Source organism: Pseudarthrobacter sp. H2 (assembly GCF_050157045.1).
Classification (GTDB): Bacteria; Actinomycetota; Actinomycetes; order Actinomycetales; family Micrococcaceae; genus Arthrobacter.
This window is the reverse complement of sequence record NZ_CP189594.1, coordinates 851,124-877,341: the sequence shown is the minus strand read 5'-3', so window position 1 is coordinate 877,341 and position 26,218 is coordinate 851,124. Positions and strand designations below refer to the sequence as shown.

17 protein-coding genes are annotated in these 26,218 nt (G+C 64.7%); 7 read left to right on the top strand and 10 right to left on the bottom strand.

All coding sequences use genetic code 11. The annotated features are described in order from the left end of the window. The first annotated feature begins 37 nt into the window (after window positions 1–37). Both ACQCSZ_RS04080 and ACQCSZ_RS04075 read left to right on the top strand, forming a co-directional pair. Window positions 38–3,217, top strand: coding sequence for a hypothetical protein (locus ACQCSZ_RS04080; protein ID WP_427006811.1), 3,180 nt, complete (start codon window positions 38–40; stop codon window positions 3,215–3,217). 193 nt (window positions 3,218–3,410) lie between these two features. After that, window positions 3,411–4,682, top strand: a complete 1,272-nt coding sequence (locus tag ACQCSZ_RS04075) for a hypothetical protein (RefSeq protein WP_427006810.1) — start codon at window positions 3,411–3,413, stop codon at window positions 4,680–4,682. A gap of 19 nt (window positions 4,683–4,701) precedes the next feature. Here the strand turns inward: ACQCSZ_RS04075 and ACQCSZ_RS04070 are convergent, their stop codons facing one another. Both ACQCSZ_RS04070 and ACQCSZ_RS04065 read right to left on the bottom strand, forming a co-directional pair. Beyond that, window positions 4,702–5,934 carry a glycosyltransferase family 4 protein gene (locus tag ACQCSZ_RS04070; protein WP_427006809.1) on the bottom strand — a complete coding sequence of 411 codons (1,233 nt, stop codon included), beginning with the start codon at window positions 5,932–5,934 and terminating at the stop codon, window positions 4,702–4,704. 2 nt (window positions 5,935–5,936) lie between these two features. After that, complete coding sequence (locus tag ACQCSZ_RS04065) at window positions 5,937–6,962, bottom strand: polysaccharide biosynthesis protein (protein ID WP_427006808.1); 1,026 nt, start codon at window positions 6,960–6,962, stop codon at window positions 5,937–5,939. A gap of 161 nt (window positions 6,963–7,123) precedes the next feature. Between ACQCSZ_RS04065 and ACQCSZ_RS04060 the strand changes: the two genes are divergently transcribed. Genes ACQCSZ_RS04060 through ACQCSZ_RS04050 form a run of 3 tightly spaced genes read left to right on the top strand, consistent with a single transcriptional unit; the run spans window position 7,124 to window position 10,362 of the window. Further along, window positions 7,124–7,864 carry a glycosyltransferase family 2 protein gene (locus ACQCSZ_RS04060; RefSeq protein ID WP_427006807.1) on the top strand — a complete coding sequence of 247 codons (741 nt, stop codon included), beginning with the start codon at window positions 7,124–7,126 and terminating at the stop codon, window positions 7,862–7,864. After that, window positions 7,864–8,295, top strand: a complete 432-nt coding sequence (locus tag ACQCSZ_RS04055; RefSeq protein ID WP_427006806.1) for a DUF2304 domain-containing protein — start codon at window positions 7,864–7,866, stop codon at window positions 8,293–8,295. Before ACQCSZ_RS04060 ends, ACQCSZ_RS04055 begins: the two co-directional genes overlap by 1 nt. Before the next feature lie 45 nt (window positions 8,296–8,340). Then, window positions 8,341–10,362, top strand: a complete 2,022-nt coding sequence (locus ACQCSZ_RS04050) for a hypothetical protein (protein WP_427006805.1) — start codon at window positions 8,341–8,343, stop codon at window positions 10,360–10,362. A gap of 90 nt (window positions 10,363–10,452) precedes the next feature. Here ACQCSZ_RS04050 and wecB read toward each other — a convergent pair whose 3' ends face one another. The 8 genes from wecB to glf form a co-directional block, all read right to left on the bottom strand. Further along, on the bottom strand, window positions 10,453–11,604 hold the full coding sequence (gene wecB / locus ACQCSZ_RS04045) for a non-hydrolyzing UDP-N-acetylglucosamine 2-epimerase (protein WP_427006804.1): 1,152 nt from the start codon (window positions 11,602–11,604) through the stop codon (window positions 10,453–10,455). Continuing rightward, window positions 11,601–12,692, bottom strand: coding sequence for an NAD-dependent epimerase/dehydratase family protein (locus tag ACQCSZ_RS04040; protein ID WP_427006803.1), 1,092 nt, complete (start codon window positions 12,690–12,692; stop codon window positions 11,601–11,603). Before ACQCSZ_RS04040 ends, wecB begins: the two co-directional genes overlap by 4 nt. Window positions 12,693–12,720: 28 nt before the next feature. Continuing rightward, window positions 12,721–14,670 (bottom strand): DUF6541 family protein, encoded by a 1,950-nt coding sequence (locus ACQCSZ_RS04035; protein WP_427008248.1) that lies wholly within the window; start codon window positions 14,668–14,670, stop codon window positions 12,721–12,723. Window positions 14,671–14,802: 132 nt separating this feature from the next. Further along, complete coding sequence (locus ACQCSZ_RS04030) at window positions 14,803–16,923, bottom strand: acyltransferase family protein (RefSeq protein ID WP_427006802.1); 2,121 nt, start codon at window positions 16,921–16,923, stop codon at window positions 14,803–14,805. 57 nt (window positions 16,924–16,980) lie between these two features. Continuing rightward, window positions 16,981–17,706, bottom strand: coding sequence for an ABC transporter ATP-binding protein (locus ACQCSZ_RS04025; RefSeq protein ID WP_427006801.1), 726 nt, complete (start codon window positions 17,704–17,706; stop codon window positions 16,981–16,983). Next, a complete protein-coding gene (locus ACQCSZ_RS04020; RefSeq protein WP_427006800.1) occupies window positions 17,707–18,588 on the bottom strand; it encodes an ABC transporter permease in 882 nt (293 codons plus the stop codon). It abuts the gene before it with no gap. Beyond that, a complete protein-coding gene (locus tag ACQCSZ_RS04015) occupies window positions 18,585–20,606 on the bottom strand; it encodes a glycosyltransferase (RefSeq protein WP_427006799.1) in 2,022 nt (673 codons plus the stop codon). The genes ACQCSZ_RS04020 and ACQCSZ_RS04015 overlap by 4 nt, the downstream gene beginning before the upstream one ends. After that, window positions 20,603–21,790 carry a UDP-galactopyranose mutase gene (gene glf / locus ACQCSZ_RS04010; protein ID WP_427006798.1) on the bottom strand — a complete coding sequence of 396 codons (1,188 nt, stop codon included), beginning with the start codon at window positions 21,788–21,790 and terminating at the stop codon, window positions 20,603–20,605. Before glf ends, ACQCSZ_RS04015 begins: the two co-directional genes overlap by 4 nt. Window positions 21,791–22,018: 228 nt before the next feature. On the opposite strand from glf, the gene ACQCSZ_RS04005 reads away from it, so the two are divergent. Together ACQCSZ_RS04005 and ACQCSZ_RS04000 are read left to right on the top strand one after the other, a co-directional pair. Then, window positions 22,019–25,696 carry an FtsK/SpoIIIE domain-containing protein gene (locus tag ACQCSZ_RS04005; RefSeq protein ID WP_427006797.1) on the top strand — a complete coding sequence of 1,226 codons (3,678 nt, stop codon included), beginning with the start codon at window positions 22,019–22,021 and terminating at the stop codon, window positions 25,694–25,696. After that, window positions 25,605–26,207 (top strand): hypothetical protein, encoded by a 603-nt coding sequence (locus ACQCSZ_RS04000; protein ID WP_427006796.1) that lies wholly within the window; start codon window positions 25,605–25,607, stop codon window positions 26,205–26,207. Before ACQCSZ_RS04005 ends, ACQCSZ_RS04000 begins: the two co-directional genes overlap by 92 nt. Window positions 26,208–26,218 lie beyond the last annotated feature (11 nt).

Sequence of the window (26,218 nt, the reverse complement as noted above, 5' to 3'; positions counted from 1 at the left end):
GCATTCTACAAAGGAAAAAATGAAGCATTTACGGACAATGGCAGCACTCCTCACAGCGTTGCTGTTTTCGGTGGCAGTTGTCACTTCGGGGCCGCTTGCCCCGGCGAATGCCGAATCCGCCCCACCCGCGCCCGCTGAGGAGCACCCTGACGGCACTCCGACATCCGTCCACACTTTTGAAACTCCTCCCCCCGCGCGGGGGAAGGGAGACGTCCCCGCCGCCGGCATCGCCACAGAGGCGTTTTCCCTCGCCCGCACAGGAGATATCAAGGTCTCCCTCGTGACCGTGCAGCTCTCGGATAAATCCGAGGCCCAGACCAACTCGATTTCCCTGGCTGCCGCCAACGCCGCCATCGGGGTGGCGAGCGGCTACTGGAAAACCATGTCAAACAACCGGCTCTCGATCTCCGTGGCCAGCACCCGCACGGGCGTCAAGTCCTCGGCTGCTTCCTGGCAGTCCTACACCCAGATCATGGAAACCGTCACGCGTGAGCTCGGCTGGGTCAGCAATCCTTACACCGCCCTGGTCGTGTTTGTCGCTTCTCCGATGCTTTCATCGGGCGCTTATGGCGCCGGCTTCAGCACGGACGGCATCAGCGGCCGAGTGCTGATGCCGCTTCCCGGCAGCCTGACCAACAGCGTGATTACCCACGAATTCGGGCACGTCCTGGGCCTCATGCACTCCGATAGCCTGCAGTGCACGAGCGGGGCAACTGACGTGGCCACCCGGGCTGACGGCACATTCGCCGACTCCAGCTGCAGCATCCGCGAATACGGCAACACCATGGATCTGATGGGCGCGTCCCAGACGAGTCAGCCGACCATCAGCTCCAGCCTGTGGCAGTTCGGCGGATTCGGTCGCGGCGACGAGATTTTCGACGCCGGCACGGTGGGAGACCGGCGAAGCTTTACCCTGACAGCGTGGGCGGGAACTGCCGCCAACCGCGCCGTCAAGTTCAGGGATGCGATCAGCGGAGAGGTCTACTACCTGGAGCTGAGACTGCCGGTCGGCTACGACACGGCTACCGCCGTCGGCGGCAACCGCGGGGTGAATATCGTTCAGAACGGCGGCCGTACGGCAGCCAGCTCGGTCATCCTCATGCCAAGCTCCAAACCGTTTGCCGGCTACTACAGTCCGCAACACGCCTGGCAGGCCGGCCAGGTCTTCACCACCCATGCCGGCACAAGGGTCTCCATCGACTGGATTTCCAGCTCGGCCGCCGGCGTGACGATCGAATCGAATTACGCTGCCGCGAGCCAGGCGATTGCGGCCGTCGGTTCCTCGGCAGGGGTGCTTGGTGCCGCGACCTCGAAGGTGATCTGCGGGCTGCGCAACGGCGGCTGCTACCAGGACTACCAGGGCGGGGCGGTTATCTGGTCTGCGGCCACGGGGGCCCAGCCCACGTACGGCGCCATCAGGGCAAGTTGGGGGTCCCTGAACTTCGTGGACGGCCCCATGGGGTACCCGACGTCGGCCGAAATCTGCGGCCTGCCCCAGGGCGGCTGCTACCAGGACTACCAGGGCGGGGCCATCATCTGGTCCCCGGCGACCGGAGCCCAACCCACATCGGGTGCAATCCGGGGCAGGTGGGCGGCCCTGAACTTCGTGGACGGCCCCCTGGGATATCCAGCCAGCGGCGTGAACTGCGGCCAGCCTGGCGGCGGCTGCTACCAGGACTACCAGGGCGGGGCCATTGTATGGTCCGCTGCGACGGGCGCCCACGCCTCGACCGGTCCCATCCGGCAGGCCTGGGCAGGCACCGGATTTCTTGCCGGCCCGCTGGGATACCCCACCGGCGAGACAACCTGTGGCCTGCCGCAGGGCGGCTGCTACCAGGACTACCAGGGCGGGGCCATCATCTCCTCCCCCGCGACGGGAGCCCGCGTTTCGACCGGGCCGATCCGCGCCCGGTGGGCGGCTCTGAATTTCGTGGACGGACCCCTGGGATACCCCACCGGAGACGTGAACTGCGGGCTGCCGCAGGGCGGCTGCTACCAGGACTACAAGGGCGGAGCGATCATCTGGTCGCCCGCGACGGGCGCCCACGCCTCGACCGGACCGATCCGGCAGGCCTGGGCAGGCACCGGATTCCTTGACGGCGCGATGGGTTACCCCACCGGCGAGGTAACCTGCGGCCTCCCGCAGGGCGGCTGCTACCAGGACTACCAGGGCGGGGCCATCATCGCCTCCCCCGGCACCGGAGCCCGCGTTTCGAGCGGGCCCATCCGCGCCCGCTGGGCGGCTCTGAACTTCGTGGACGGACCTTTGGGATACCCTGCCGGAGACGTGACCTGCGGCCAGCCCGGAGGCGGCTGCTACCAGAAGTACAACGGCGGGGTCATCTCGTGGTCCGCGGGCACCGGGGCCCACGCCTCGAGCGGCCCGATCCGCACCGCCTGGGACAATACCGGGTTCCTTGGCGGCCCGATGGGGTACGCCACAGGTGAGGTCACCTGCGGCCTGCCCCAGGGCGGCTGCTATCAGGACTTCCAGGGCGGCGCGATCATCTGGTCCCCCGGCACGGGAACCCGCGTTTCGACCGGACCGATCCGCAGCGCCTGGGCAGCCACCGGCTTCCTCGACGGCCCCCTCGGCTACCCCACCGGTGAGGTCGCCTGCGGCCAGCCCGGAGGCGGCTGCAAGCAGGACTACCAGGGTGGCGTTATCTCCTGGTCCGCGGGTACCGGAGCCCACGCCTCCACCGGCCCGATCCGCGCCGCCTGGGCCGCTGCCGGATCCCTCACCGGCACCCTCGGCTACCCCACCGGGGACCTCACCTGCGGCCAGCCCTCCGGCGGCTGCTACCAGGACTACCAGGGCGGGGCCATCATCTGGTCCCCCGGCACCGGAGCCCACGCCTCCACCGGGCCGACCCGCGCCGCCTGGGCCGCCACCGGATTCCTCGCAGGCCCCCTCGGCTACCCCACGGGCGACCTGACCTGCGGCCTGCCGCAGTCCGGCTGCTACCAGGACTACAAGGGCGGCGCCATCATCTGGTCCCCCGGCACCGGAGCCCGCGTTTCGACCGGGCCCATCCGCACAGCCTGGGCCGCCACCGGCTTCGTCGACGGGCCCCTGCGCTACCCCACCGGTGACGTGACCTGCGGGCAGCCCGGCGGCGGCTGCAAACAGGATTACCAGGGCGGTGTCATCTCCTGGTCTCCGACGCTCGGTGCCAGCGTCAAGCTCACACCCCTGGCGGCCGCCAAACCGTAGGCCTGTGGCGGTCACTGCACCGCCTGGGGAGGTAAGAGCCCCTTAGTAGCACTGCACGCGAAGGCGCCCGGCGGGGGGATCCCGGCCGGGCGCTTTTGCGCGGGCGGGCAATGTACTCTTGACTCTAGAAATCCACCAGGCTGTAGAAACGGAAGACCACCCAAAGCGTATGGCGGCACCAAAAGAGATCTCGATGAGCCCCAAACAAACTACGGGAGGCCGCCCCGCCTCAGCTGTAGGCATTGGTTCCGCTGTTTCGGCCGGTACGGGCATACTGATCCTGTTTATCGCGAGCCACGCGTTGACGAAGGAAGAGAACTCCGAGTTCTTGTCGTTCTGGGCTGCACTGTTCTTCGTTTATGGAGTGATGGGCGGCGTCCAAACAGAGTCCACCCGGGCGGCGTCCGTGGTCGCCCTCAAAGGCATCACCAAAGGGCAGCGCCACCCCAGGCTGATCACGGCCGGATTAATCGGCGGGGCCATAGTCGCGGCGGTGATAGCCGCCCTGTCCCCTGTCCTGACGGCTTTCGAGTTCTTCCACCATTCGGAAATCATCTCGCTGGGTCTCGTCCTCACTGCCATCCTCTACGCAGGACACAGTGCCTTGGCCGGCACCCTTCAGGGAAGTGGCCACTGGTCCGTATATGGCCGGTTCCTCATTCTGGACGGCCTGCTTCGGCTCGTTTGCATCGGCGCCGCAGCCGCGTGGTCGCTGGGGCTCCTGGGCTTGGAGATCGCGTGCTTTTGCGCCTTGGGTGCATGGCTCCTGCTGCTGGCCTTCTCAAGAGTCGCCCGCCAGTCGCTGCAGGTCCGCGCTGACGTGCCACTTAGGAAGCTGCTGGCCCAGATCTTCCATGCAGTGGTGTCGTCGATCTCGTCCGCGGCCCTGATAGTCGCCTTTCCGCTCCTGCTCAAACTGACCACCCCCGCTGCTGTTTTCGAACAGTCGGCCCCCCTCCTGCTGGCCATTTCCATGACCCGGGCGCCCATCATGGTGCCCTTGCAGGCTTTCCAGGGCGTGGCAATCGCACACGTCGTGAGGGCGGGATCGGAGGGATGGCGGGCCCTCCACCGGCCTATCCTCATCCTCCTGGCGGTGGGAGGCCTGGGAGCGGTCCTGGCGTTCGTGGTTGGGCCGAGCTTGATGCTGCTGTTTGGATCGGGCTACGGCGTGAGCGGCATGACGCTTGCCCTGTTGACTCTGGCATCACTGGTCATGGCCGTCCTGACTCTCACCGGGACGGCGACGCTGTCCACGGGCCACCACCGGGCGTTTTCTTCCGGGTGGGCCTCAGCGACAGCAGTTGCCATCGCCATCCTGTTGCTCCCGCTGTCCCTCGAGGTCCGGTGCATCCTGTCCCTGACCATCGGGCCGGCTGTCGGCATCCTGGTCCATCTGCTCGCCCTGCGGAGACCGCCCGCGCCATCCGGCTCCAAGCCTGTACCGTCCGGACCTGCAACCTAGGGCCCCGGCGGTCGTAGAACTATCCGTGCAGGACGAACTCTTTCAGGCGCTCCAGCACGATGCTTCTCTCCAGATTGGCGAAGTGGTAGGCCTGGCCCCGCGCTCCAAACTCCCGACGCCGGTCAGCGGACATCCGGTACATGGCCCGGATGTTGTCTGCCAGGGCCACGGCATCGGCTGCTGGTCCGACGAAGCCGCACTTGGCGTCGTCTTCCACCAGGGTACGGACCTCGCCGTCCATTGCGAGTACCAGGGGGCGCCCCGACGCGATGTAGGACATCACCTTGGCAGGAACCGTGGCCTCCAGCAGTTCACTTTTCACCAGGCAGCCCACCAGGACGTCCGCCAGGGTCGTGTACTTGGGGATGTCACCGACGGGATGGTGTCCTTCGAAGCGGAACACCTCGCGCAGGCCGCGTCGCCCGACGTCGTTCTCGACGTCGCCGCGGCTCATGCCGTCCCCCACGATGACCCAGGAGATGTCCGTCAGTCCTTCGGACCTGAGGATCTCCGCCGCTTCAATCATGGTTTCAAAAGACTGTGCAGGACTGATGTTGCCGGTAAAAAGGACCTTGAACCCGTCGCCAAGCTGCTCAGCCAGCACCGGATCATGGATCTCCTGCTCGTAAAGACTCTCGCAGGCCTGCGGCACGACGGTGATCTTGTCATCCGGGAGACCCGTAATGTCCTTGATCCGGGCGCGCATCTGTTCAGAGAGGACAACAATCTTGTCAGGTTGCCGATAGTGCCAATGGGAAATCTTCTCGGCTATCCGGCGAAAAAACTTGTTCCGGACATTCAGGACCGAGAACAGGTTCTCGGGCCACAGGTCGAGCACGTACATGGTCGATTCAATCCCGCGCAACCTGGACAGGATTATTCCGGAGATCGACATCATCACCGGGGACAGTTGATAGAGGAAGATCTTATCGTACTTGCCGAACATGAGTCGAGGCAGGTGGAAAAGACTGGCGAAAGGGAAGGAGACGTAGTTCAGGAAAATCCTCAGGCTCGAATTATCACCGCGAGGTAGTTCTGGAGCGCGGTAAATCACCACCCCGTCGTGCTCTTCCTTATACGGGCCCCTCAGGGAATAACCCGGGAAGAACTCACCTTTGGGGTAGTTCGGCAGGCCGCAAAGAACCTCCACGTCCACGCCGCCGGCTACGAAGTAGTCGCAGATGTCGTTGATCCGAAACCCCTCGGGCCAGAAGTGCTGGCCCACGACCAGGACCTTGGGTGTGTGGCCCACTGCTATGAAGCCGCCTTGATCGAAGGCAACAGATCCTGGATATAGTCAGTGGTCTTGATCTTTTCGATGATCTGATCCACGGTCAGCTGCTGCGTGTTGTGGGACGTGTACTCCTCCAGCGTTTCGCTCACGTCGTCGCCGGCGTCGAAGAACTTCTCGTAGTTGAGGTCCCTCGTGTCAGCAGGCACACGGAAGTAGTCTCCCAGGTCCTCGGATTTCGCCCGCTCTTCCCGTGTCAGCAGGGTCTCGTGCGCCTTCTCTCCGTGGCGCGTACCGATGACGTTGATTTCAGAGTCAGATTTGAACAGGATCTTCATCGCCGTGGCGAGGTCGCCTACGGACGACGCGTCCGCCTTCTGCACAAACAGGTCACCCTGGTTTGCGTGCTCGAAGGCAAAAAGGACCAGTTTGACTGCTTCGTCGAGGTTCATCAGGAAGCGGGTCATGTGGGGATCCGTCACGGTCAACGGCTTGCCGGCAAGGATCTGGTCCGCGAACAACGGGATGACGGAGCCACGTGAAGCCATCACGTTGCCGTACCTGGTGCAGGCGATCAGCGTTTCGCTGGCTTCGACGTTGCGGGACTTGGCGATGACGACTTTCTCCATCATGGCTTTGGACGTTCCCATCGCGTTGATCGGATAGGCCGCCTTGTCGGTGGACAGGCAGACAACCTTCTTCACCCCCGCGTCGATGGCGGCCGTGAGGACGTTGTCGGTGCCGAGCACGTTCGTCCGCACTGCCTCCATGGGGAAGAATTCGCAGGACGGTACCTGCTTGAGGGCTGCGGCATGGAAGATATAGTCCACACCGCGCACCGCTTCCCGGACGCTCTCAATGTTGCGGACGTCGCCGATGTAGAACTTGAGCTTGTCGTTGCTGTAAGCCTTACGCATGTCATCCTGCTTCTTCTCATCGCGGGAGAAGATGCGGATCTCGCCGATGTCTGTGTGCAGGAAGTGCTTCAGAACAGTGTTGCCAAAGGAGCCAGTGCCTCCGGTAATCAAAAGTGTCTTGTCCTTGAACAACGTGTCTCCTTGGTCGGAAGATGGTGAGGCTGCGATCGTGGCTGCAACCGTTAGATGATATCAGCGGCATGCTTCCCGGCACCCCGGAGGGACAGCGGCCGGGCAAGGAACGGGGCCCGGCCAAATTCGGCCTGTCCGCGTTTCAGCGTAGAATCGCAATCATGCTTAGCCCAGAAACCCGCCGCGTGCTCGTAATCATGCCGGCTTGGAATGAAGGCGAAACCGTGGGAACCACGGTTGCCGAAGTCCTCAATCTGAACGAGGGATACGACGTCATGGTGGTCGACGACGGATCGAAGGACGCCACGGCGTCGGTCGCCGCAGCCGCCGGCGCCACCGTCCTCCGGCTGCCCTTCAATATGGGCGTGGGCGGAGCCATGCGGGCCGGGTTTAAGTACGCCGCCCGCTACAACTACGACGCCGTCATCCAGGTGGATGCGGACGGCCAACACAACCCCAGTGAAATTGCGGCGGTGCTCAAGGGGCTGGAAACAGCAGACATTTCCATCGGCGCGCGTTTTGCAGCCAAGGGCGACTACAAAGTTTCGGGCCCCCGGCGATGGGCCATGGTGTTCCTGGCAGCCGTCATCTCCGGATTGGCGCACACGAAGCTGACGGACGTGACCTCGGGATTCCGGGCAGGCAACAGGCGCGCCATCGCCCAGTACCTGGATCACTATCCGGCGGAGTATTTGGGGGACACCATCGACTCCCTCGTGGTCGCGGTTAAGTCCGGCTGCAAAGTGACCCAAATACCGGTGGCCATGCGGGCCCGCCAGGGCGGGACCCCCAGCCACAATCCTGCCAAGTCGGCTATTTACCTCCTCCGGTCTGTGTTCGCCTTGCTGTTTGCCGTCACCCGAAGCCGGTCCAGAATCGTCGTACAGGAAGGGCCTGCCTGATGGGAAGTACTGTGGCGGCATTCATTTTTGCTCTGGTAGTGGTGGGGATTGTGCTCGAACTCGTCCGGCGCAAGATCTTCCGGGAAAAATACGCGGCACTATGGCTGATCATCGGGGTGAGCGCACTCGTCCTGGCAGGGTGGCCCGGACTGCTGTCTGACGTCAGCAAATTCCTGGGTGTCCAGGTGGCATCAAACCTGCTCTTTGCCCTCTGCATTATTCTGCTGCTCGGGGTTTGCCTCCACCTGTCGTGGGAACTCTCGGTGGTGGAGGATGAAAACCGCACCTTGGCTGAAGAGGTCGCCATTCTGAGGACCGCAGTGGAACGGCTTGAACACGACTTCAGCAACATTGAACGGCGTCCGGCGGCGCCCGACAAGCCTGCCTGGTTTCCGCGGGAGCAGTCCACCACAGGAGCAGCCGAAGACTGACCTTGTGGTCATGACCGCCTGCTGGCCACAGTCACCAAGGAAACCGTGCCCCACCTCAAGCTAGATGCAGTAAACAATGCCGGTCCCCGGGCGCTGAAGGGCACGGATGTTCTGTCGAATCCCGGAGCCGTCAGCCCTGCCATGCTATGGATCGCCGTGGTGCTCGCCTCCTTTGCTGCCTTCGCTGCTGTCGTCGCGGCCAGGGCCGCCGGAGGTCTCACCGGGTGGCACTCCCTCCTGGCCTTGGGCCTGGTGATGGTACTGACACCGACTGCCCGGAACCTGTCCCAGCGGATACTCTTCGCGGTTGTTGGACTCGCCGGAACCGCCCCCTTCATGTGGTGGTTCAGCGCCGACATCCCCCACCTCGACCGTGGAACAGCTGTGCTCGCACTCGGGGCCGCTGCCCTGGTTGGTTCCTTGACCTATACGGGCGTCCGCAGGCTGCCGTTCCGCCGCTTCCTGCCCCGGTTCCGTGCCGTCGACTCGCTCCCGCTCATAGCTGTGGTCCCCGCGGCCTGGGCTGTACAGAATTTCCTGTTCACAAGAACCTTCGAATCGACGCTTGTCGTACTGACGAACTCCTGGGACTTCGCCCCGCACTTCAACATGTTCAACATGATCCGCAACCACGGGTCAATCATTGCGTTGCTTCCTTCTGCGCCGGACGGCAGCACATGGACTGCGGCCTCCTATCCGCAGGGCTTTCACGCTCTGCTGGCTTCCCTGGCCGAGATCGTCGCCGGCCCCGAAGCGGGCGACGTCGGCCGCGAATCCATGCTTTTCCTCAGGCTCGCCGGAGTTGTCACCGTCCTCGGAACCCTCCTCGTCGTCGCCGGCCTCACCTCCCTCCCGGTGTTCCGCCGAAATTTTCTGGTCACTCTGCCCTTTGTGACGATTGCCGCCACCGCCTGGATCGTCGGCCCGGGGGCCATTCCCGTGTTCGGAGCGTTTCCCAATTTTGCTTTGGGGGTGGCACTCTGCATCGCCTGCATCGTGATCGTGGAGAAACGACGGATAACCCCTCCTGCCGTCTCGACCGCTGCCCTCATCCTTACGGTGACCGCCGTAGCCCATGGCTGGATACTGTTGCTGGTCCTTTGCCTTCCCAGCGTTGTGGTCTATGGCTTGTTTCTCCTGTGGCACCGACGGGAAGTTGGCGGGGCCCTCCTGCTTGTCCAGTCCGCGCTTGCCTCGGTGGGTGCGGCCGGCGTCATCGGCGCGCTGTGGCAACTCCGGCAGTTGTCGGCCGGCGAGGTGCTGACCACAACCGGAGGGATAGCCCTGGCGGACCCGGGGGTGGCGGTCCTGTGCATCGTCGCCAATGCGCTGGTCGCCCTGGCATTCTATTCCCGCCGAAAGGTCGGCCCGGCCGATATCCGCCGCGGAACCCTCACTTCCCTCCATGTCCTGGCGACGCCCTTGTTTGCCGCCGTTCTGCTCGTTGCCCTGGCCGTTTTTCAACTGACGCAGGCGTCCAAGGTCAGCTACTATTTCCACAAGTCTTTCCTCGCCGTCGAACTCCTGGCCATCTTCTGCACGGTCGTGGCCGCGGCAGAACTTTGGTCGCCGCTGCTGGCGCGGCACGGACGCCGGAAGACCTTCGTGGCCGCATCCTTGCTGACGGCCCTCGGCGCCACACACTTCTTCGGGCTGCCGTTCACGGGGCTCAGCGAACAGGGTTTGAAGCCGACAGCGCCCGGGGCCACGGGGGTCCTGGGGCAGGCGGAACTCCTCTCCAAACCGGCGCCGCGGCTGATCCGGAAGTTGGTCGGCATGGCCGCCATTAAGAACACGCGGCCCTTCGTCTATGTGGGCTTCGACGACGGCTTCGACCCACAGCTGGCAGCCCAATGGTCGCTGGCCCTCCAAGGCAAATGGACAGAATCCAACCACCTCGCAATTCCGATGGTCCGGCCGATGTATGACGGGCCCGCCCACGTGCCGGAAGCAATCGAGGACATCCTCCGGTCCCTGCCGGGCCTCGACGTCGTCGTTGACCCCGAGCTGGTTCCGGAGCTGCGGGCCTGGCGTCCGCAGTACGCCTCGAGGATCATCACGTACTAGGCCTGCCGCCACGGGCACCCTGGCGGGCAGAGCACCGGACACAAAAAGAGGCCACCTCCCGGTCACGGGAGGTGGCCTCTTGAGCGCCGGCTAGCGGTCGGTATCGACGGCGATTCCTGCCCGCTGGTGGTGGGTGTGGGCCGTCGATCGAATGAAGTTGACGACTCGACGCGAGGTATCGCTTATTTGGTAGTCCGCGGGAATTACGGGCGGGCCGTCCGTCTCAAACTGATCCAGAACGATCGCGATGGCGTCGACGATCGCGTCGGCCTTGACTCCGGTCGTGATGATAGCGGCGGTATCCAGTGACTCAGGCCGTTCAATGGCGTCCCGCAGGGTCACGGCGGGGAACCCCAGCAGCGAGGACTCCTCGCTGATCGTGCCGCTGTCGGAGAGGACCAGTCTGGCCTCCCGCTGCAACCGGACGTAGTCGTTGAAGCCGAACGGCGGGTGAAAACGCAGTCCCTGCTTGAGCTCTTCGGGCTGATCCTCCAGGCGCTTCCGCGTCCTCGGGTGGGTTGAGATAAGCACGGGAAGTTCGTACCGCTCGCTGACGGTCTGGAGGGCCTTGAGGATCTCGGCCAGACGCCTGGGACTGTCGACGTTTTCTTCACGGTGCACGCTGACCATGAAGTATCCCCCGGGGCTCAGGGCCTGGCGTTCGAGGACATCACTGGCAGCGATGGCGTCCGCATTCGCCAGCAGCACCTCCTTCATCGGGGAGCCTGTGAGGAGGATGCGGGAAGGGTGCAGCCCTTCCGCCAGCAAATTGCGACGGGCATGCTCGGTGTACACGAGGTTGTAGTCGGCAACATGGTCCACGAGTTTGCGATTCGTTTCCTCGGGGACGTTTTCATCGAAGCACCGGTTGCCGGCCTCCATGTGGTAGACCGGGATTTTCAGCCGCTTGGCCATCAGCGCGGAGATGCAGCTGTTGGTATCGCCCAGGACCACCATGGCGTCGGGCTTCTCCTGAAGGAGTACCTGCTCCGTCTTCGCCAGGATCGATCCGAGGACGGTTCCCAACGACGACGTGTCCGCCGCCAGGAAGTGGTCAGGCTTCCGGAGTCCGAGGTCCTCGAAGAAGACTTCGTTCAATTCGTAGTCGTAGTTTTGGCCGGTGTGCACCAGAACATGCTCGGTGCTTCTGTCCAGACGGCGGATTGTGGCAGCCAGCCGAATGATTTCGGGCCTGGTGCCAACAATTGTCAAAACTTTTAGCCTGCGGCCAGCGTCGGTCATACTTCCTCCGGGAAAGTGTCGGGAGAGGCTGGATCAAAGATTTCGTTGATCCAGAACATCGTGTAGAGCTTATCCGCTCCGGTATTTGTGATCTCGTGCGACCACATGGTCGGCATATCCACGGCGACCGGTTCCTGGCCGCTGACGCGGTACGTCACAATTTCATCGGTGAACAGTTTCCGCATCGAAATTTCTGCGGTTCCGGACAGCACGGTGAACCGCTCGATTTTACGGCGATGGTAATGCTGCCCCCGGGTCACACCGGGCACCGTCGTTGAAAACGATGACTGTCCTTCTCCCCCGGCGCTGCGGACCACTTCAAAGAAGGCGCCTCGAGCGTCTTCCTTCCGGTCCAGCGCGATGGGGAGCCGGTCGCCGACCAGGAAGGAGCGGTAGGTGTTGAAGATATCGCGCTCAAAAGAGCCGGCAATATCGGGAATCGTTCCCCTGGAGTAAGTATCGGCGGTCGCCTGGATCAAGGCCGCAACCTCGCTCACCAGCTTGGTTGTCGCCAGTCTTTGCGCGTCCTCCGGCTCGTGGAGTCCCAGGAGTACCTCCGCGGCGGTCTGTGCGTGGAGCAGCAGGAGTTCCTTGTCGTCCTGAACCTGAAGCGGCTCCCCGTTGGCTGCGAGGTGGCAGAACGTGGCGACGACAGAGTTGTAGAAGGGCATCCCGTGCTCGCCGAAAAGGTTGGGCAGCTTGACGTCGATGAAGCGGGATCCTGCCTTCTCCGCGGCGGCCCGCAGAATCTCGCCGGCCTGCTGCTTTCCGGCACCGTAAGGCGTGCCGTTGCCGGCCTGGATCGAATTCGCGAACACGATAGTCGAAGGCTTCACCGCCGCCGCGTCCAGCGCCAGGGCGAGTTGCCGGGCGAACTCCGCGTTGCCGTTCCTGACGGCTTCCTCGTCGCCGCGGTTGACGCCGGCAATGTGTACCAGCGTCGTGGAACGCTCGAGCGCTGCGATCGCCGCTGCGCGATCAAACTTCCCGCCTAAGGCTATGGCCTCGGTTTCTTCCCCCAGGGAATGGGCCAGGACGCGGGTGTGCCACCCAAGGAAGCCATTGCTCCCGGTAACCGCGATCGTCATTAATATGGTCCTTCCACTTTTGCTGCCATCACTGCCCGCAGGCCGTCAGTTTGTACAGTTTTGCCTGGCCCTGGGAGTCCACCAGCGTTGCGACACCCGATGCCTCGAGGTTGTCCAAACCCTTGAATCCGTTGTCCCCGCCATGAACTTCCCGATGGCCGAAGTCGAGCACATAGTCCACGTTCAGCCGCCGCACCGCCGGACAGACGCTCGGATCGGAGTTGGCCGCGTTGAGGTGCGTGAACACCTGCTCTGCCCCATCGGGCAAGGCGCTGAGGAGGTGGAACTGCAGGAGCTTCCGCCCGGTAAAAGCATAAGCAAGAGCGCTGCCATTCCACGGGTTTCCGGCCATGGTCGCGCCTTCCGGAACCTCCTGCGGGAGCCTGCTGATCAGGGCCATCTCGTCCGAGGAGATCAGCGGAGAGTCGTTGGTCATGCGATATCCGGCCGAGGCGGATATCGCTGCCTCGCGGACATTGGCCTGTTGCGTGCCCCCGACCAGCAGCCCGGCCAGCAAGAGGCCCACGACGCCCACGGTGAGGGCGGCCGGGCCCACCGGCCACCGTGCGGGCACGACGTTCTTCCCGAGGGGATATTTCGCCGCCAGGGGAAGGATCCACGTGTCCCAGCAGCGAACCGCGCCTACGGCGGCGAGCGGCAGAATCACCACGGGAAGCAACGAGGCCAAGCGGGGCGGGTCGTTGTACCAGACACCGGTGAAGAACGTGCGGACCGGCCCAAACGGAAATGAGGTTACTGCGACGAAGAGGCCGGCCATTACGAGGTACATACCGACGGCCCAGAGCTGCGTGCGACGCACAAGCAATGAGACCAGGCCTGCGATCGACAAAGCCATGATCGCCCAGGCGACGGGACGGCCGATGCCTGAGGCAGTCAAGACCTCTCCGATGGCCTGGCCGGTCGTTTCGACCGGTGGCCAAAAGGCGGCTACCTCCGGCGGGCGGATCGTTTTCCAGGCGACGGCCAGACCGGCCACACCCAAGGCCAGCAGCGCCACCATGCCCCCCAGCCGTGCCCACCGACGGCGGGTTCCGCGGACGATCTTTGCCGTTGCCCTGGCCCAGACCAACACGAGCGGCGGGACCATCAACGCGAGCAGCGCCATTGTACTGCTCGGGTGCGCCAACGTGATTCCAGGGAGGACCGCAAACAGCAGGAGGCAGTCAATCCACCTGGATCTGGATTCCTGGTGCGCCAGGCCGAGTGCCTGAATGCCCAGCCCGAGCGCCGTCGGCAACAGCGCGTTGCCCAGGAAATTCGGATAAAGAACACCAAAGTCGAGCAGGAGTATCGGGAAAGCACCGAAGCCGGCAGCCAGGATGCCTGCCGCAACACTGACGACGACCCGGTTTCCGAGGAGCTTGTGGGCCAGGAACATGCATCCCAGGGGCCACGCCAGGGAACCCACAACGAGATTGGTGACGTTGACGGCCACCGGGATGCTGGCACCGGTAAGGCCTGCCAGCAGGGCCACGACGTCGTGCCAGGCCGACGGGTAGAATCCTCCCCCGGTCATGGAGCTGACAGTGAACGAAGACCCCGATCCCGTGTCCTGGATATAGCGGACTGCGTTGAGGTGGAAGACATTGTCAAACGTTTGGGAGAACGCCTCAGGCCTGCCAAAAGCCCCAATGAGCCGCCGGCTGATGAGGACGGCGGCAGCAATGACAGCGGCGGCATGTCCGGCACCGGCCCACCAGTTGACGGGCCGGGGTTCACGGCCAGCATCCTTCTTCAGAAGCCAGGTGCCCGCCGCGAAAGCGACGGCCGCGACCAGGATGGTGACGACGGCGACCGGCAGAAGCGACCACCTGACATTGGCGACCGGCGCGAGCAGGGCAGAAACAGCCACGATCGAAACGGTAATAGCCGGAGCCATCGCAAAGAGGGCCATCCCGCGGACTCGACTCGTCCAGGCGACTATCGCTCCCGGGATGAAAAACAAGCCGATTGCCACGAGGGCAAGCGGGATTACAGACCACCAGGACAAAAGAATCCTCCAAAAAGCGATTTCGAACTACAGGAACAGATCGTGGGGTCCCGCCCGCCCTCAAGAATCTTACTCGACTGGGCTCCGCCGGCGGCCCAGCTAAAGCCCGAGCCTGCCTGCCAGCACCGGCGCCAGCGTCTTGGCGAACGTATTGGTCATGTGATTGTCCCGATAAACCAAGACGTTGCCGATGACGGCCGGGCAGGACCCTTGCCGGCAGAAATGCGAGGAAAGATCAATGACTTCGACACCGGGCACCTGCGCTGCGGCGAGCTTGAGCGGATCAGCAGCTTTGCCTGCCGCCGGTTGCCCGATCTGGCATTGCGTTGAATCAGCGCCGTTGATGTGGACACAATCCGGCGCCGAGAAGCTGGGGTAGGGGTTGTCCAACACCACCGCCACACGTAAGCCCGCTTGCCTCAGTGGCTTCAAGAGCTCGACGTACCCTCCTACCAGGGCATCGGGTGTGTCCCAGCCCCACTTGAGCGCCTGCCTGTAGCCATCCGGGGTCATGCCCGAGATGACGACCAGGCCTGGCCGTAGGGCGATGATCCTCTGCAACGAAACCTGGTTCTGCGCCGAGCAATTGTGGTAAACCGTCGTAGCGTCGCCGGGCGGCACAGCACTGAATGGACACCCGTTGCGGACCATCGCCCGCACCTTCCAACCGGAAGGAGTGCCGGCGAGAACGAGAGGGTCGACATACTGCGCCGCATGGGAGTCTCCGACAACGACCATGCTCTTGGCGGCGTCCGCAGCGCCGTACACGCATTCATCGTCACCCATGGCAGCGGGATCAAAAACACCGCATTCGTCTTTCCCTGTCAGCGGGACGTCTTTAAGTGCCACAGCCGGATCGGGCTGAAAGGGGTGGTCCCGCGGCACGGGAGCGGGGTGGTCCCGATCGAATGCCATCGCCCCGGGATACTCCCGCATGTTCAGCAAGCCGTTCAGTTCCTGGGACTTCGCTTCGACGATCCCCCACGGAACCAAGGCTGATGCGGAAGTCGCCACCAACAGGCCCAGTGCCATCACGAACACGCCCCGGAAGCGCGGTTGTCCGGGCATCAAAACGGCAGTCTTCAGGGACGGCTGGCTCCCGTGTCTGAACTTCTGCTCCACGAAATAGTAGGAAGCCGTCGCCAGCACCAGGCTGAGCCCTGCGATGACAGCCCCCTGGATGAGGCTCGGCGGCCGGCCCAGGTGGAAGACGTAGAAAACGACGACTGGCCAGTGCCAGAGATAGAGGGAGTACGAAATGTCGCCGATAAAGGTGGCTGGCCGGACACTGAGGAGGGCTGCGGCCGAAAATCGGTCGTTGGAGGCGGCCGAAGGCGAAGAAGCCGAGGCGAGGATCATCACCGTGGCCAGAACCGGCAACAGCGCCAGATAACCGGGAAACGACAAGGCCGTCGAGAAGCTCAGCGCCGAATAGAAAACGCCGGCGAGCCCGGCCCACCCCGCGAGATGCCGTACCGCCGCCCCCAGCGGGAACCTGGGCAGGAGTAACGCCCCGATCCCCCCGGCCCCAAGCTCCCAGATGCGCGTGCTGGTCGCAAAGTAAGCCACGTCGTGGTCTGACGCGGAAAAGGTCACGCTATGAATGAGCGACGCAATCGACACAACCGTCAGGAGGACCAGGGAAACGGTGGCGGCGTCGAACCCTCGCTTCCGGATGGCTGCCACCCCGGCGATGAGAAGGAGCGGAATCAGGATGTAGAACTGTTCTTCGACGGCCAGGGACCAATAGTGCTGCACCGGCGAGACCAGGGCAGTCGCTCCCTCGTAGCTATGGGCGCTGAAAGCCTGGTTCCAGTTCTGGACCTGCAGACCCGACATTATGATATCGATGCTGATGGATTGCCACCGGCTCTGCGGGAGCAGAACCACCATCCCGACCAACGTGGCGACCAACACAACGCTGGCCGCGGGAAGCAGACGCCTCATCCGCTTTCCGTAGAAGGAAAGAAGATTTATGGTCCCTTTTTCGGCCAGCTCCCGAACGAGCGATCCCACGATGAGGAATCCGGAAATGACGAAGAAAACGTCAACCCCAACGAATCCGCCCGGGAGGACAGTGGGCCAAATATGGTAAATAATGACCAGGCCCACCGCGACGGTCCGCAGCCCCTGGATGTCCGGCCGCAGGGAACGTCGCCTACCCGCCACCGGACCGACCCGGACGTGGCGCCCCTGGGGGGCCTGAATCGTGGGCCCCATAGACGCACAGCTCTCTTTCTGTTGGACTCGGGGGTCTGGATCTGGTCGCTGCGGGCACTAAGCCCGCAGCAGGGCCACGGCCTCTTCGATAGGTCCGTCGAACATCACGTTGCCATGCTCGAGCAGCACGCCACGCGAACAAATGCGTGCGACGAGGTCCAGGTCGTGGCTGACGACGACGAGCGTCTTGCCGTTCGCTGCAAGCTCCTGGATCTTGTCGATGCATTTGCGCTGGAACGGCTCGTCGCCGACCGCCAGGATCTCGTCAATGAGGAATACCTCGGGATCCGTATGGACGGCCACGGAGAAGGCCAACCTCAGATACATTCCCGAGGAATAGAACTTCACCTCGGTGTCAATGAACTGGCCGATCTCGGAAAACTCAACGATGTCCTCGAAGCGGTCATTCACCTGTTGTTCCGTCATGCCCATGATTGCCCCATTGAGGTAGACATTGTCACGGCCGGACAAGTCAGGATGGAAACCGGCTCCCACTTCAATCAGGCCGGCCACGCGTCCGCGAGTGCGGACGCTGCCTGAATCCGGCAGCATCACTCCCGAAATGTGTTTCAGCAGCGTGGATTTACCGGAGCCGTTGAGGCCCAGGAGTGCTACGGTTTCGCCCGTTTCAATCTCCACGGAGACGTTCTTTAGCGCATGAAACTTCTGTGACAGGTCGCCTTTGCGGCCTTTAGCAAGCCAGACGATGGCTTCCTTGATGGACCGCGTATGGCGCAGCACAAACTGCTTGCTGATATCGGAGACTTCTATTGCGTTAGCCACTCACAACTCCTGCGCGAAGCGGCCTTCAAGCCGTCGAAATGTCAGCTGGCCCAAAGCGAGGACCAACAGGGCGACCACCAGGCCCACGGGCACCCAGAGGCTAAACAAGTGCGGCGGCATGGCCGCGGAACCGTCCGTCGTCGGGAACCAGAAGGCGTAGTGAAACAGCTCGACGCCGATCGTGACGGGATTTGCCTGGTAAACGGAGAAGGCCACGGTGCCGAGCTTCTCCTGAACCATGGGCCACGCATACATTACGGGCGACGCCCAGGTGGCCACCATCAGCAGCATGTCAACGAAATTCTCGGAGTCCCGGAAATACACGTTGGCGGCGCCGAACAACAGCCCCAGCCCGGTCGCCAGCAGACCCACGATGAGGAATCCGGCGACGGCGGCCGCGAGCTGGAACAGATCCGGATGCCAGCCGGCGAAAAGGCACCCGGCTACAAGGACGACAAGCTGGGGGAAAAAGTGGACCGCCGAGACCCAGACGGAAGCCACGGGGAACAACTCGCGGGGAAGGTAGATCTTTTTGATCAGGTTGCCGTTGTTCACGATGGACCGCGCGGCGTTGCCCAAAGCCTCCGAGAAAAAGTTGATCAGCACAATGCCCGAAAACAGGTAGACCGCGTAGTTCGCCAGCCCGTCAGGATTTCTGGGACTCCGTTCGAGGCCAAGGAAAACGCCAAGAGCCACGTAGAAGACAATGAACTGGACGCCCGGCTTCACATAGGACCACAACAAGCCAAGCACCGAACCCCGGTAACGCACCTTGAGTTCCTTGCGTACCAGCAGCTTCAGCAGAAAGCGGGACTGCCGGATGTCCCGGAGGCCGCCTCCCAGGCCGGGCGTCCTGAGTTCCGTTAGGCCAACGTCGCTCACTTGATCTCGTTCTGGGTGTGCTGCTCGAACGTCTTCCTCCAAGACTCTATCGAGGTGAGCTCGGGCAGGGCGGCCTTGTACTCTTCGCTCAGGCGGCGCCAGTCCTTCAGCAGGCGGGCATGCAGGCGGCTGCTCTCGGCGAGCATCTCCCTGAGCTGCTTCGGATCCCGCTTGTACCACGAGGCACCCGTACCCTCGGCATTCGAGACTACGGCGCTGTCGTACTGCGCCATCCTCCACCAACGGTTGTCCTGGTGGGCAACTGTCGCCTGTGGCCGATCAACGCTCGATGCCTTGACGGGGCGGACAAGCTGCCTGAGGACGGTCTTTGCCGCCCACGGCAACAGCGAGATCGTGGAGGGCTGCGAGATTCCGTGCCCGCGACGTGGCGGCTTGTCCATCTTGGCCGCAGGGAATTCGTCCTGGTCCGGGCGGAACACGGAATCAGAATACTTTGCCATCATCTGCCGGATTTCGGGCAGCTTTGACGGCAGCAACTCCGGCAGCGCCTTGGGGCCGTTGAGGATGTCCTCCAGCGCCCATTGCCGCCCGTGCGCCGTGGCATACTGCATCGAGACGAGGTGCTTGACGTCCATGTACTGGGACTCCCGGACCACGCGGCCGCCATATTCATAGGGGCTGTGGAGCAGCGCCGCGACCACGCGGTTGCGGGCATGGAAGTACGCCTGCCAGCCGACCAGGTCGTCCTTGTCGATCCAGGAAACGTGCCACACGGCCGATCCCGGCAGGGAGACCGTGTTGAATCCGTGCTTCTTGGCGCGGAGCCCGTACTCGGAATCATCCCACTTGATGAACAGCGGCAATGACAGGCCGATTTCGCGGATGACCTTCGTCGGAATCAGGCACATCCACCACCCGTTGTAATCCACGTCGCACCTGCGGTGGAGCCACGACGTCTGGCGGAGGTTGGAAGACATGAAGTCATGTCCCAGGATCATGTCGTCGCTGGGAAGCGAAGGCTGGAAGCGGTAAGGGTTTACCACCTCGCCGAAGGTATGCAGAACGGTCCGGTTATAGAGGTCGAACATATGTCCGCCCACGATGGTGGGCGTCTTGCAGCGGTCAGCAAAAGTCAGCAGCCGGGTAATGCTTTCAGGTTCGACGACGACGTCGTCATCCATCAGCAGGACGTAGTCGCTGCCGTTCTCGACGGCCTCGAACATTCCGCGGGCAAAACCCCCGGAGCCGCCGAGGTTGGACTGGTTGATAATCCGCAGCTTCCCCTTGAGGGAGTCCCGGACCTCGGGAAAACCGTCGTCGTCGGCGACTTTCTGCGTGCCCTGGTCGACGAGGAGGATTTCCTGGACGTGATCCAACGCTTCGGGGTTCTCGGCGAGGATGCGAAGGTTATTGAGGCAGAAATCCGTCTTGTTCAGCGTGGTGATCTGCAGCGTGACGGACCCGGGCTGGGCGTCCTGGGCCGGACCCTGCCACTCCGCATCCAGCATGACCAGGGGTTCGGAGCCTGCCACCAGGTCGAACCAGTACCAGCCGCCGTCGCCGAACGGGGCCAGGGACAACTCGAAGAAGTTTTCCCGGACGCCTTCCACCCGGCGGGTGTCTACCCGCTGAAGTGATCCGCGCGCATTGGACTTGTATACAATGACGGACCCGGTCCCCTGGGTACGCACCTGCAGCCGGACACGGCCAACAGTGGTCCAACGGCGCCAATAGCTCGCCGGGAACGCATTGAAGTAGCTTCCGAAGGAGACTCTTTCCCCGGACCTGACGGACGTGGACCGGCGGGACAGAAAGTCCTCGGTGTGGGCTTCCTTCGTTGCACTGCTGATGGTCTGCGGCTTGGCCTGCTTGCCGTCGCGGTCACCGGCTGTCGGAAGTTGAATGCCGGTGGCCGTGCCCATGTCCAAGTAGAGCGGCACGGTATCCATTTGCGTCGGGCTCGGCAGAATGACGCGCTGCAAGGTGTCCCAGCGCTGCCCGCCATCGTTGAGCGCCTCCGGTTCAGTAACTGTGTAGCTCTTGCTCGAAGCGCTCATGCGTCCACTCCTCCGCTTTCGATCTTGGCGCCGCTTTCGAAATGCGGGCGGATCCTGTTGTCGAACATGGCCAGGGCCGAGCCGATGGCCATGTGCATGTCCAGGTACTTGTAGGTGCCCAGCCGTCCGCCGAAGAGCACGTCCTGCTCGCCGGCCGCGAGGTCACGGTACTTGAGCAGGCGTTCGCGGTCCGCGGCGGTGTTGATCGGGTAGTAGGGCTCGTCGCCCTTCTCCGCGGCGCGTGAGAACTCGCGCATGATGACGGTCTTCTCCGTCTGGTAGTCGCGCTCCGGGTGGAAGTGGCGGGGCTCGATGATGCGGGTGTAGGGCACATCGGCGTCGTTGTAGTTCACGACGGACGTTCCCTGGAAATCCTCGACGTCGAGGACTTCTTCTTCGAAGTCGATGGTGCGCCAGGAGAGGTCGCCCTCGACGTAGTCAAAGTAGCGGTCGACGGGGCCGGTGTAGATGACCGGGATCTTTCCGACCACCTTGTTCTTGCTGTACTCGTGCGACTCGTCGAAGAAGTCGGTGTTGAGCCTGACTTCGATGTTCGGGTGGTCCGCCATCCTCTCGATCCAGGCCGTGTAGCCGTTCGTCGGAAGGCCTTCGTACTTGTCGTTGAAGTACCGGTTGTCGTAGTTGTAGCGGACCGGAAGGCGGGAGATGATCCCGGCGGGCAGGTCCTTGGGATCCGTCTGCCACTGCTTGCCGGTGTAGTGCTTGATGAACGCCTCGTAGAGCGGCCGTCCGATGAGCTGGATGCCCTTGTCGTTGAGGTTCTGCGGGTCGGTGCCGGCAAGCTCGCCGGACTGTTCCTTGATCAGCTCCTGCGCCTGTCCCGGGGTGAGGTTGGCCCTGAAGAACTGGTTGATCGTCGCGAGGTTGATCGGCAGGGAGTAGACCTCGCCCTTGTGCACGCCGTAGACCTTGTGGACGTAGTTGGTGAACGTCGTGAACCGGTTCACGTACTCCCACACGCGTTCGTTGGAGGTGTGGAAGAGGTGGGCACCGTAGCGGTGGACCTCGATGCCGGTCTGCTCATCCTTTTCGCTGTAGGCGTTGCCGCCGATGTGGTGGCGGCGGTCGATGACGACGACCTTCAAGCCCAGCTCTGTGGCGGCCTGTTCTGCGATTGTCAGGCCGAAAAAGCCCGACCCTACGATGACGAGGTCAGCGGTCACAAAATCTCCTGGTTCGAATGGGGGCAGCCCAATGGTGTGCAGTGTCTGCTGCTCTAGACTACCGAGGCAGGGTATGAACCGGCGAATCGCGGCCCTCCGCAGGACCAGCCCGGCCGGCGGCAGGCGCCGTTGACGCCGTTATCCACATGGCCGGATTTCCGGGGGGCAGCTGCCCGCCGCCGCCCCTACCGTGGGACCTAGCCGACGCCGCCGGAAAGGATCCCCCCGATGATGTTCCACTGCACCCTGGTGCCGGCGCCCGGCTCGGCGCTCACCGGAAATCCGGTGGAGCTTGCCATGGCCGTTCCGGCGGATTGCGCCGGCCTGGCCCTTCAGGAAGCGGTGTCCCGGCGCTACGGGACCGGCGGGCTGTCCGTGGACGGGCTCCCGCTCACGGCCCTGACCGTCGGCACCGCCCCGCTGGTCCACGGAGCAGTCCTGGTCGACGGGCTTCCCCCCTCCTCGCCCGGATCCGGGGCCCGGGATCCGGCGGCTGCGGCGCTGGTGCTCGCCGTCCACAGCGGGCCCGGCGCCGGCACGGTCGTTCCCCTGCGGCGCGGCCGTTTCCGGATCGGGCGCAGCGGGACGGAGATCACCATCCCGGATGCCGAGCTGTCCCGCGAACACGCACGGCTGGACGTATCGGATGCTGCCGTCCGCATCGTGGACCTGAACAGCGCCAACGGGACCACCATCGACGGCAGGAGAGTGCGGGAGGGCGCGGTGACAACCGGCTCGCTGATCCGTTGCGGCAGCTCCACGATGTCCCTCATCTTCGACGGCGCATCGCCGCCATCCGGCGCCGCCGATTTAGGGATGGCGGCGGGATCCAGCGTCGCCGAGGCCCTTGTCGTCAGCAACACCGCGGCCGTCAGCAACCGGACGGCCCTGGTCCTGGCCGCGGGCCTGCCTTTGGTGATCGGAATCGGGCTGGCACTCCTGACGGGGATGTGGATGTTCCTGGCCTTCACCGCCGTCTCCGCGGTGACACTCCTCGCGCCGGTCGCCTCCGGACGCCGGCAGCGCCGGGAGCTGAAGAGCGCTGTCGCGGCGGCAGCGGAACAGGACGCGGAACGACGACGGCGGGCGGCGCCGTCCGCCGCAGGCCTCGTCCTCCACGGTGCCTTTATGCAGGCCGCCACCCCGCATCCTGCAAACGAAGGCGCGCCGGCATGGCTGCGGCTCGGTTTGGCCGAGCAGGCAGCGAATATCCGGCTGGAACCGGCCGCTCCCGGCTTCCTGGCGCCCCCGCTGGGCCTGATGCCCCTGATGCTGGACCCCTCCATCGCCGTCACCACCATCCGCGGCCCGGAACCGGCGGTGGCGGGGCTGGTCCGGTCCTTCATCATCCAGCTCGCCTGCTATCCGCTCGCCCGGCACACCCGGGTCCTCATCCACGGCTCACCGGAGTCGGAACCCCTCGCCGCCCGGTTTCTGCCCGGCGTGACACTGTCAGGCCATGCGCCTGCCGTGGCAGCCTGCCTGAACGCCGGTCCCGGCGAGGGCTACGACCGGGGGCTGCTGATCATCCTCGACGGTGCCGGGGCAATGCCGGCTACCGGGAGCGCGGCTGCCCGCGCCTCCCTGCGCGCATCGGCCGCCTCCCATGGCTGGCAGGTGATCGATTGTTCAGCGGGAGCGCGCCCCGCGGGAACGCACCCCGTGCCGGACGCGAGCATCGTTCTTGACGGGCGCACCGCCCGGCTCTCCACCGGCCGCGACGAGTCCAGCTTCGTTCCTGACCTGGTCCCCCCGCTGGTCTTTGACCGCTGCTGCCGCCGGCTCGGATCAGCCGGGCGCGCCGTCGACGCTCCCCCGCCGGCCATCCCCGGCGCCTGCGCCCTGGGCGAAGTCCTTCCGCTCTCGGCTGCCGGCATTTCCCGCCGCTGGGCAAACGCCCGCCGCACACCCGGGCTTCCTGTTCCTGTCGGCACCGGCCGATCAGGACCCCTGATCATCGACCTCCAGACGGACGGTCCCCATATCCTGGTTGCCGGCACCACCGGCTCCGGGAAATCGGAATTCCTGCGGACGCTCACGGCAGGCCTGGCCGCCAGCTACCCGCCGGACCGCATCAACCTGCTCTTCATCGATTTCAAGGGCGGCTCGGGCCTCGGGCCGTTGACCGGGCTGCCGCACTGCGTCGGGATGCTCACGGATCTGGGAACGGATGAGGTGGAACGTACCCTGGTCTCCCTGCGCGCCGAAATGCGGCGCCGCGAGGAGCAGCTCGCCGCCGCACAGGCCCCCGACCTCACGGCGTACGAGGCCGTGGATCCCCCGCTGCCCGCCCTCCCCCACCTCATCCTGGTCATCGACGAATTCAGGATGCTGGTCGAGGAAGCGCCGGCCGCATTGTCCGAACTCATGAGGGTAGCGGCGATCGGGCGCTCATTGGGGATACACCTGATCATGGCGACCCAGCGCCCGCAGGGTTCGATCACCGCCGATATCCGGGCCAATGTCACCAGCCGCGTCGCCCTGAGAGTCCAGTCAGACCTCGAATCCCTGGACATCATGGATTCCAGGCTCGCCGCAGCCATCCCCAGAGCCAGACCCGGCCGCGCCTTCCTGGTCCGGGGTACAGAGGCGCCGGAGGAGTTTCAGACGGCCACGCTCGCCCCCGCCCCGCCGCGCCCGGACGGAGGCACGGTGAGGGTATTCCCGGTCCGGGAATACCTCGCGCATCCGCAGACCGGCGCGGTGGCCGATGAGGACACCCCGGGCGCCGAGGACGCCACGCCGGCTCCGGCGCACGCGGCTGCGCCGCTGGTCGAGGAGCTGTCCCTGCTGTGGGCGGCGCTGGACGGCATCCCGCCACGCCGTCCGGTGGCGGACCCGCTCCCCCCAGTGCTGCCGTTTCCCCCGGCCGCCTCGGACTCGGACGCCGCGCTCCCGGACGCGCCCGCCGGGACTGCAGGCCACGGTGCGGCCCGGCAGGGTACAGTCCGGCCGGGTGCGCCCCGGCAGGGTGCGGTCCGGCAGGGTGCGGTCCGGCTCGGATGGGTGGATATTCCGGAAGAACAACGGGTCGCCGAGCTGCGCTGGCATCCGGCCGGACACGGACACCTTGGCCTGATCGGCGGCGCCGCAGGAACTGGCGACGCCGCCGTGGCGCTGGCAGTGGATCAGCTGCTGGCCGGGGAGGACGGCCCCCACCTCTATCTCCTCGACGCCGGCGGTGCCTTCAGCGCGGCAGCAACCTCGGCGAGAGTGGGAGCTGTAGCAGGCCTGCACGAACTCCGCCGGGCAGCGCGGGTGCTGGAACGCATTGCGGAAGAAGTGACCCGGAGACTGGGCACCCCCGCACCCGATGACCCGCCGCCCCTGGTCCTCGTCATCAGCGGCTGGGGATCGTGGGCGTCAGCAATCCGCTCCGGCCCCCAGGCCTGGGCCGAGGACCTTCTCCACGACATCGTCCGGGACGGCCCGAAGGCCGGGGTCACTGTCCTCGTCTCCGGCGAGCGCGAACTGGCGACCGCCCGGTTTTTCGGGGCCATCCCCAACCGGGTCTACTTCCCCGCCGGCACCACCGAAGAAAGCCGGCTGGCGTGGCCGCGGCTGCCGGCGCTGGAGGCCGGTTCCCGGCCGCGTTGCCGTTTTCGGCGCCTTCGTGACGGACCGTTTGTCCGGGGGCCACGGCTGCCAGCTGTTCGAACGGCCCGCGCCGGCCGGCCGGAACGTCACCGGACCGTCCACAGACGGCAGCGCCCTGTCCAGCCGGCCTTTCCGGGTCGAAGCCCTGCCCCCGCTGGTTACCGTCACCGAGGTCCTCGCCCGGCTCAAGCCGGACCCCGGACCCAGCCGTCGTGCGTTGCGCACGGGCCGCTCAGTAGCACCGGGAGGCGACCCTCCCGCGCGGTATGCCGCAAACATACCGCTGCGCATCGGGGTCGGCGGAGATGAACTGCAGCCATTCACCGTTCCCCTGCCCGGTGGCTGCGTCCTTGCCGTCCTCGGCGGGCCGGCCTCGGGCAAGAGCACCCTGCTGGCAGCCCTCCCCGGCCTTAATCCGTCCCCCCGGGACTGGCTGGCGCCGGGCCTGGGGTCAGACCCGGCCACGTTCTGGGCGGACACCCTGGCCCGGGCCCTGGCCGGCGAGGTAGCCCGGGACGCGATCCTCATGGCCGATGATGTTGACCTGCAGCCGGCCGAAACCAACAGGCGGCTGCACGAACTGAACGGCCTGGGCTGGACCGTGATCATGACGGCGGGCTTCGGTCCGGCCCTTCAGCAGCGGGTGCCCCTCGCGCTCGGCGCCCGCAGCCTGGGAAAGGGGATCCTGATTTGTCCGCGCAGCCTCACGGACGGAGACCTCTTCGGAGTACGGTTCGAACCGGAGCACGGCCCTCCGCCGGGGCGTGCCGTCGTGATCTCGGACGGTCGCGCCGCAGCGGTTCAACTGGCGTCGGCGTAGGCGTCCGGAAC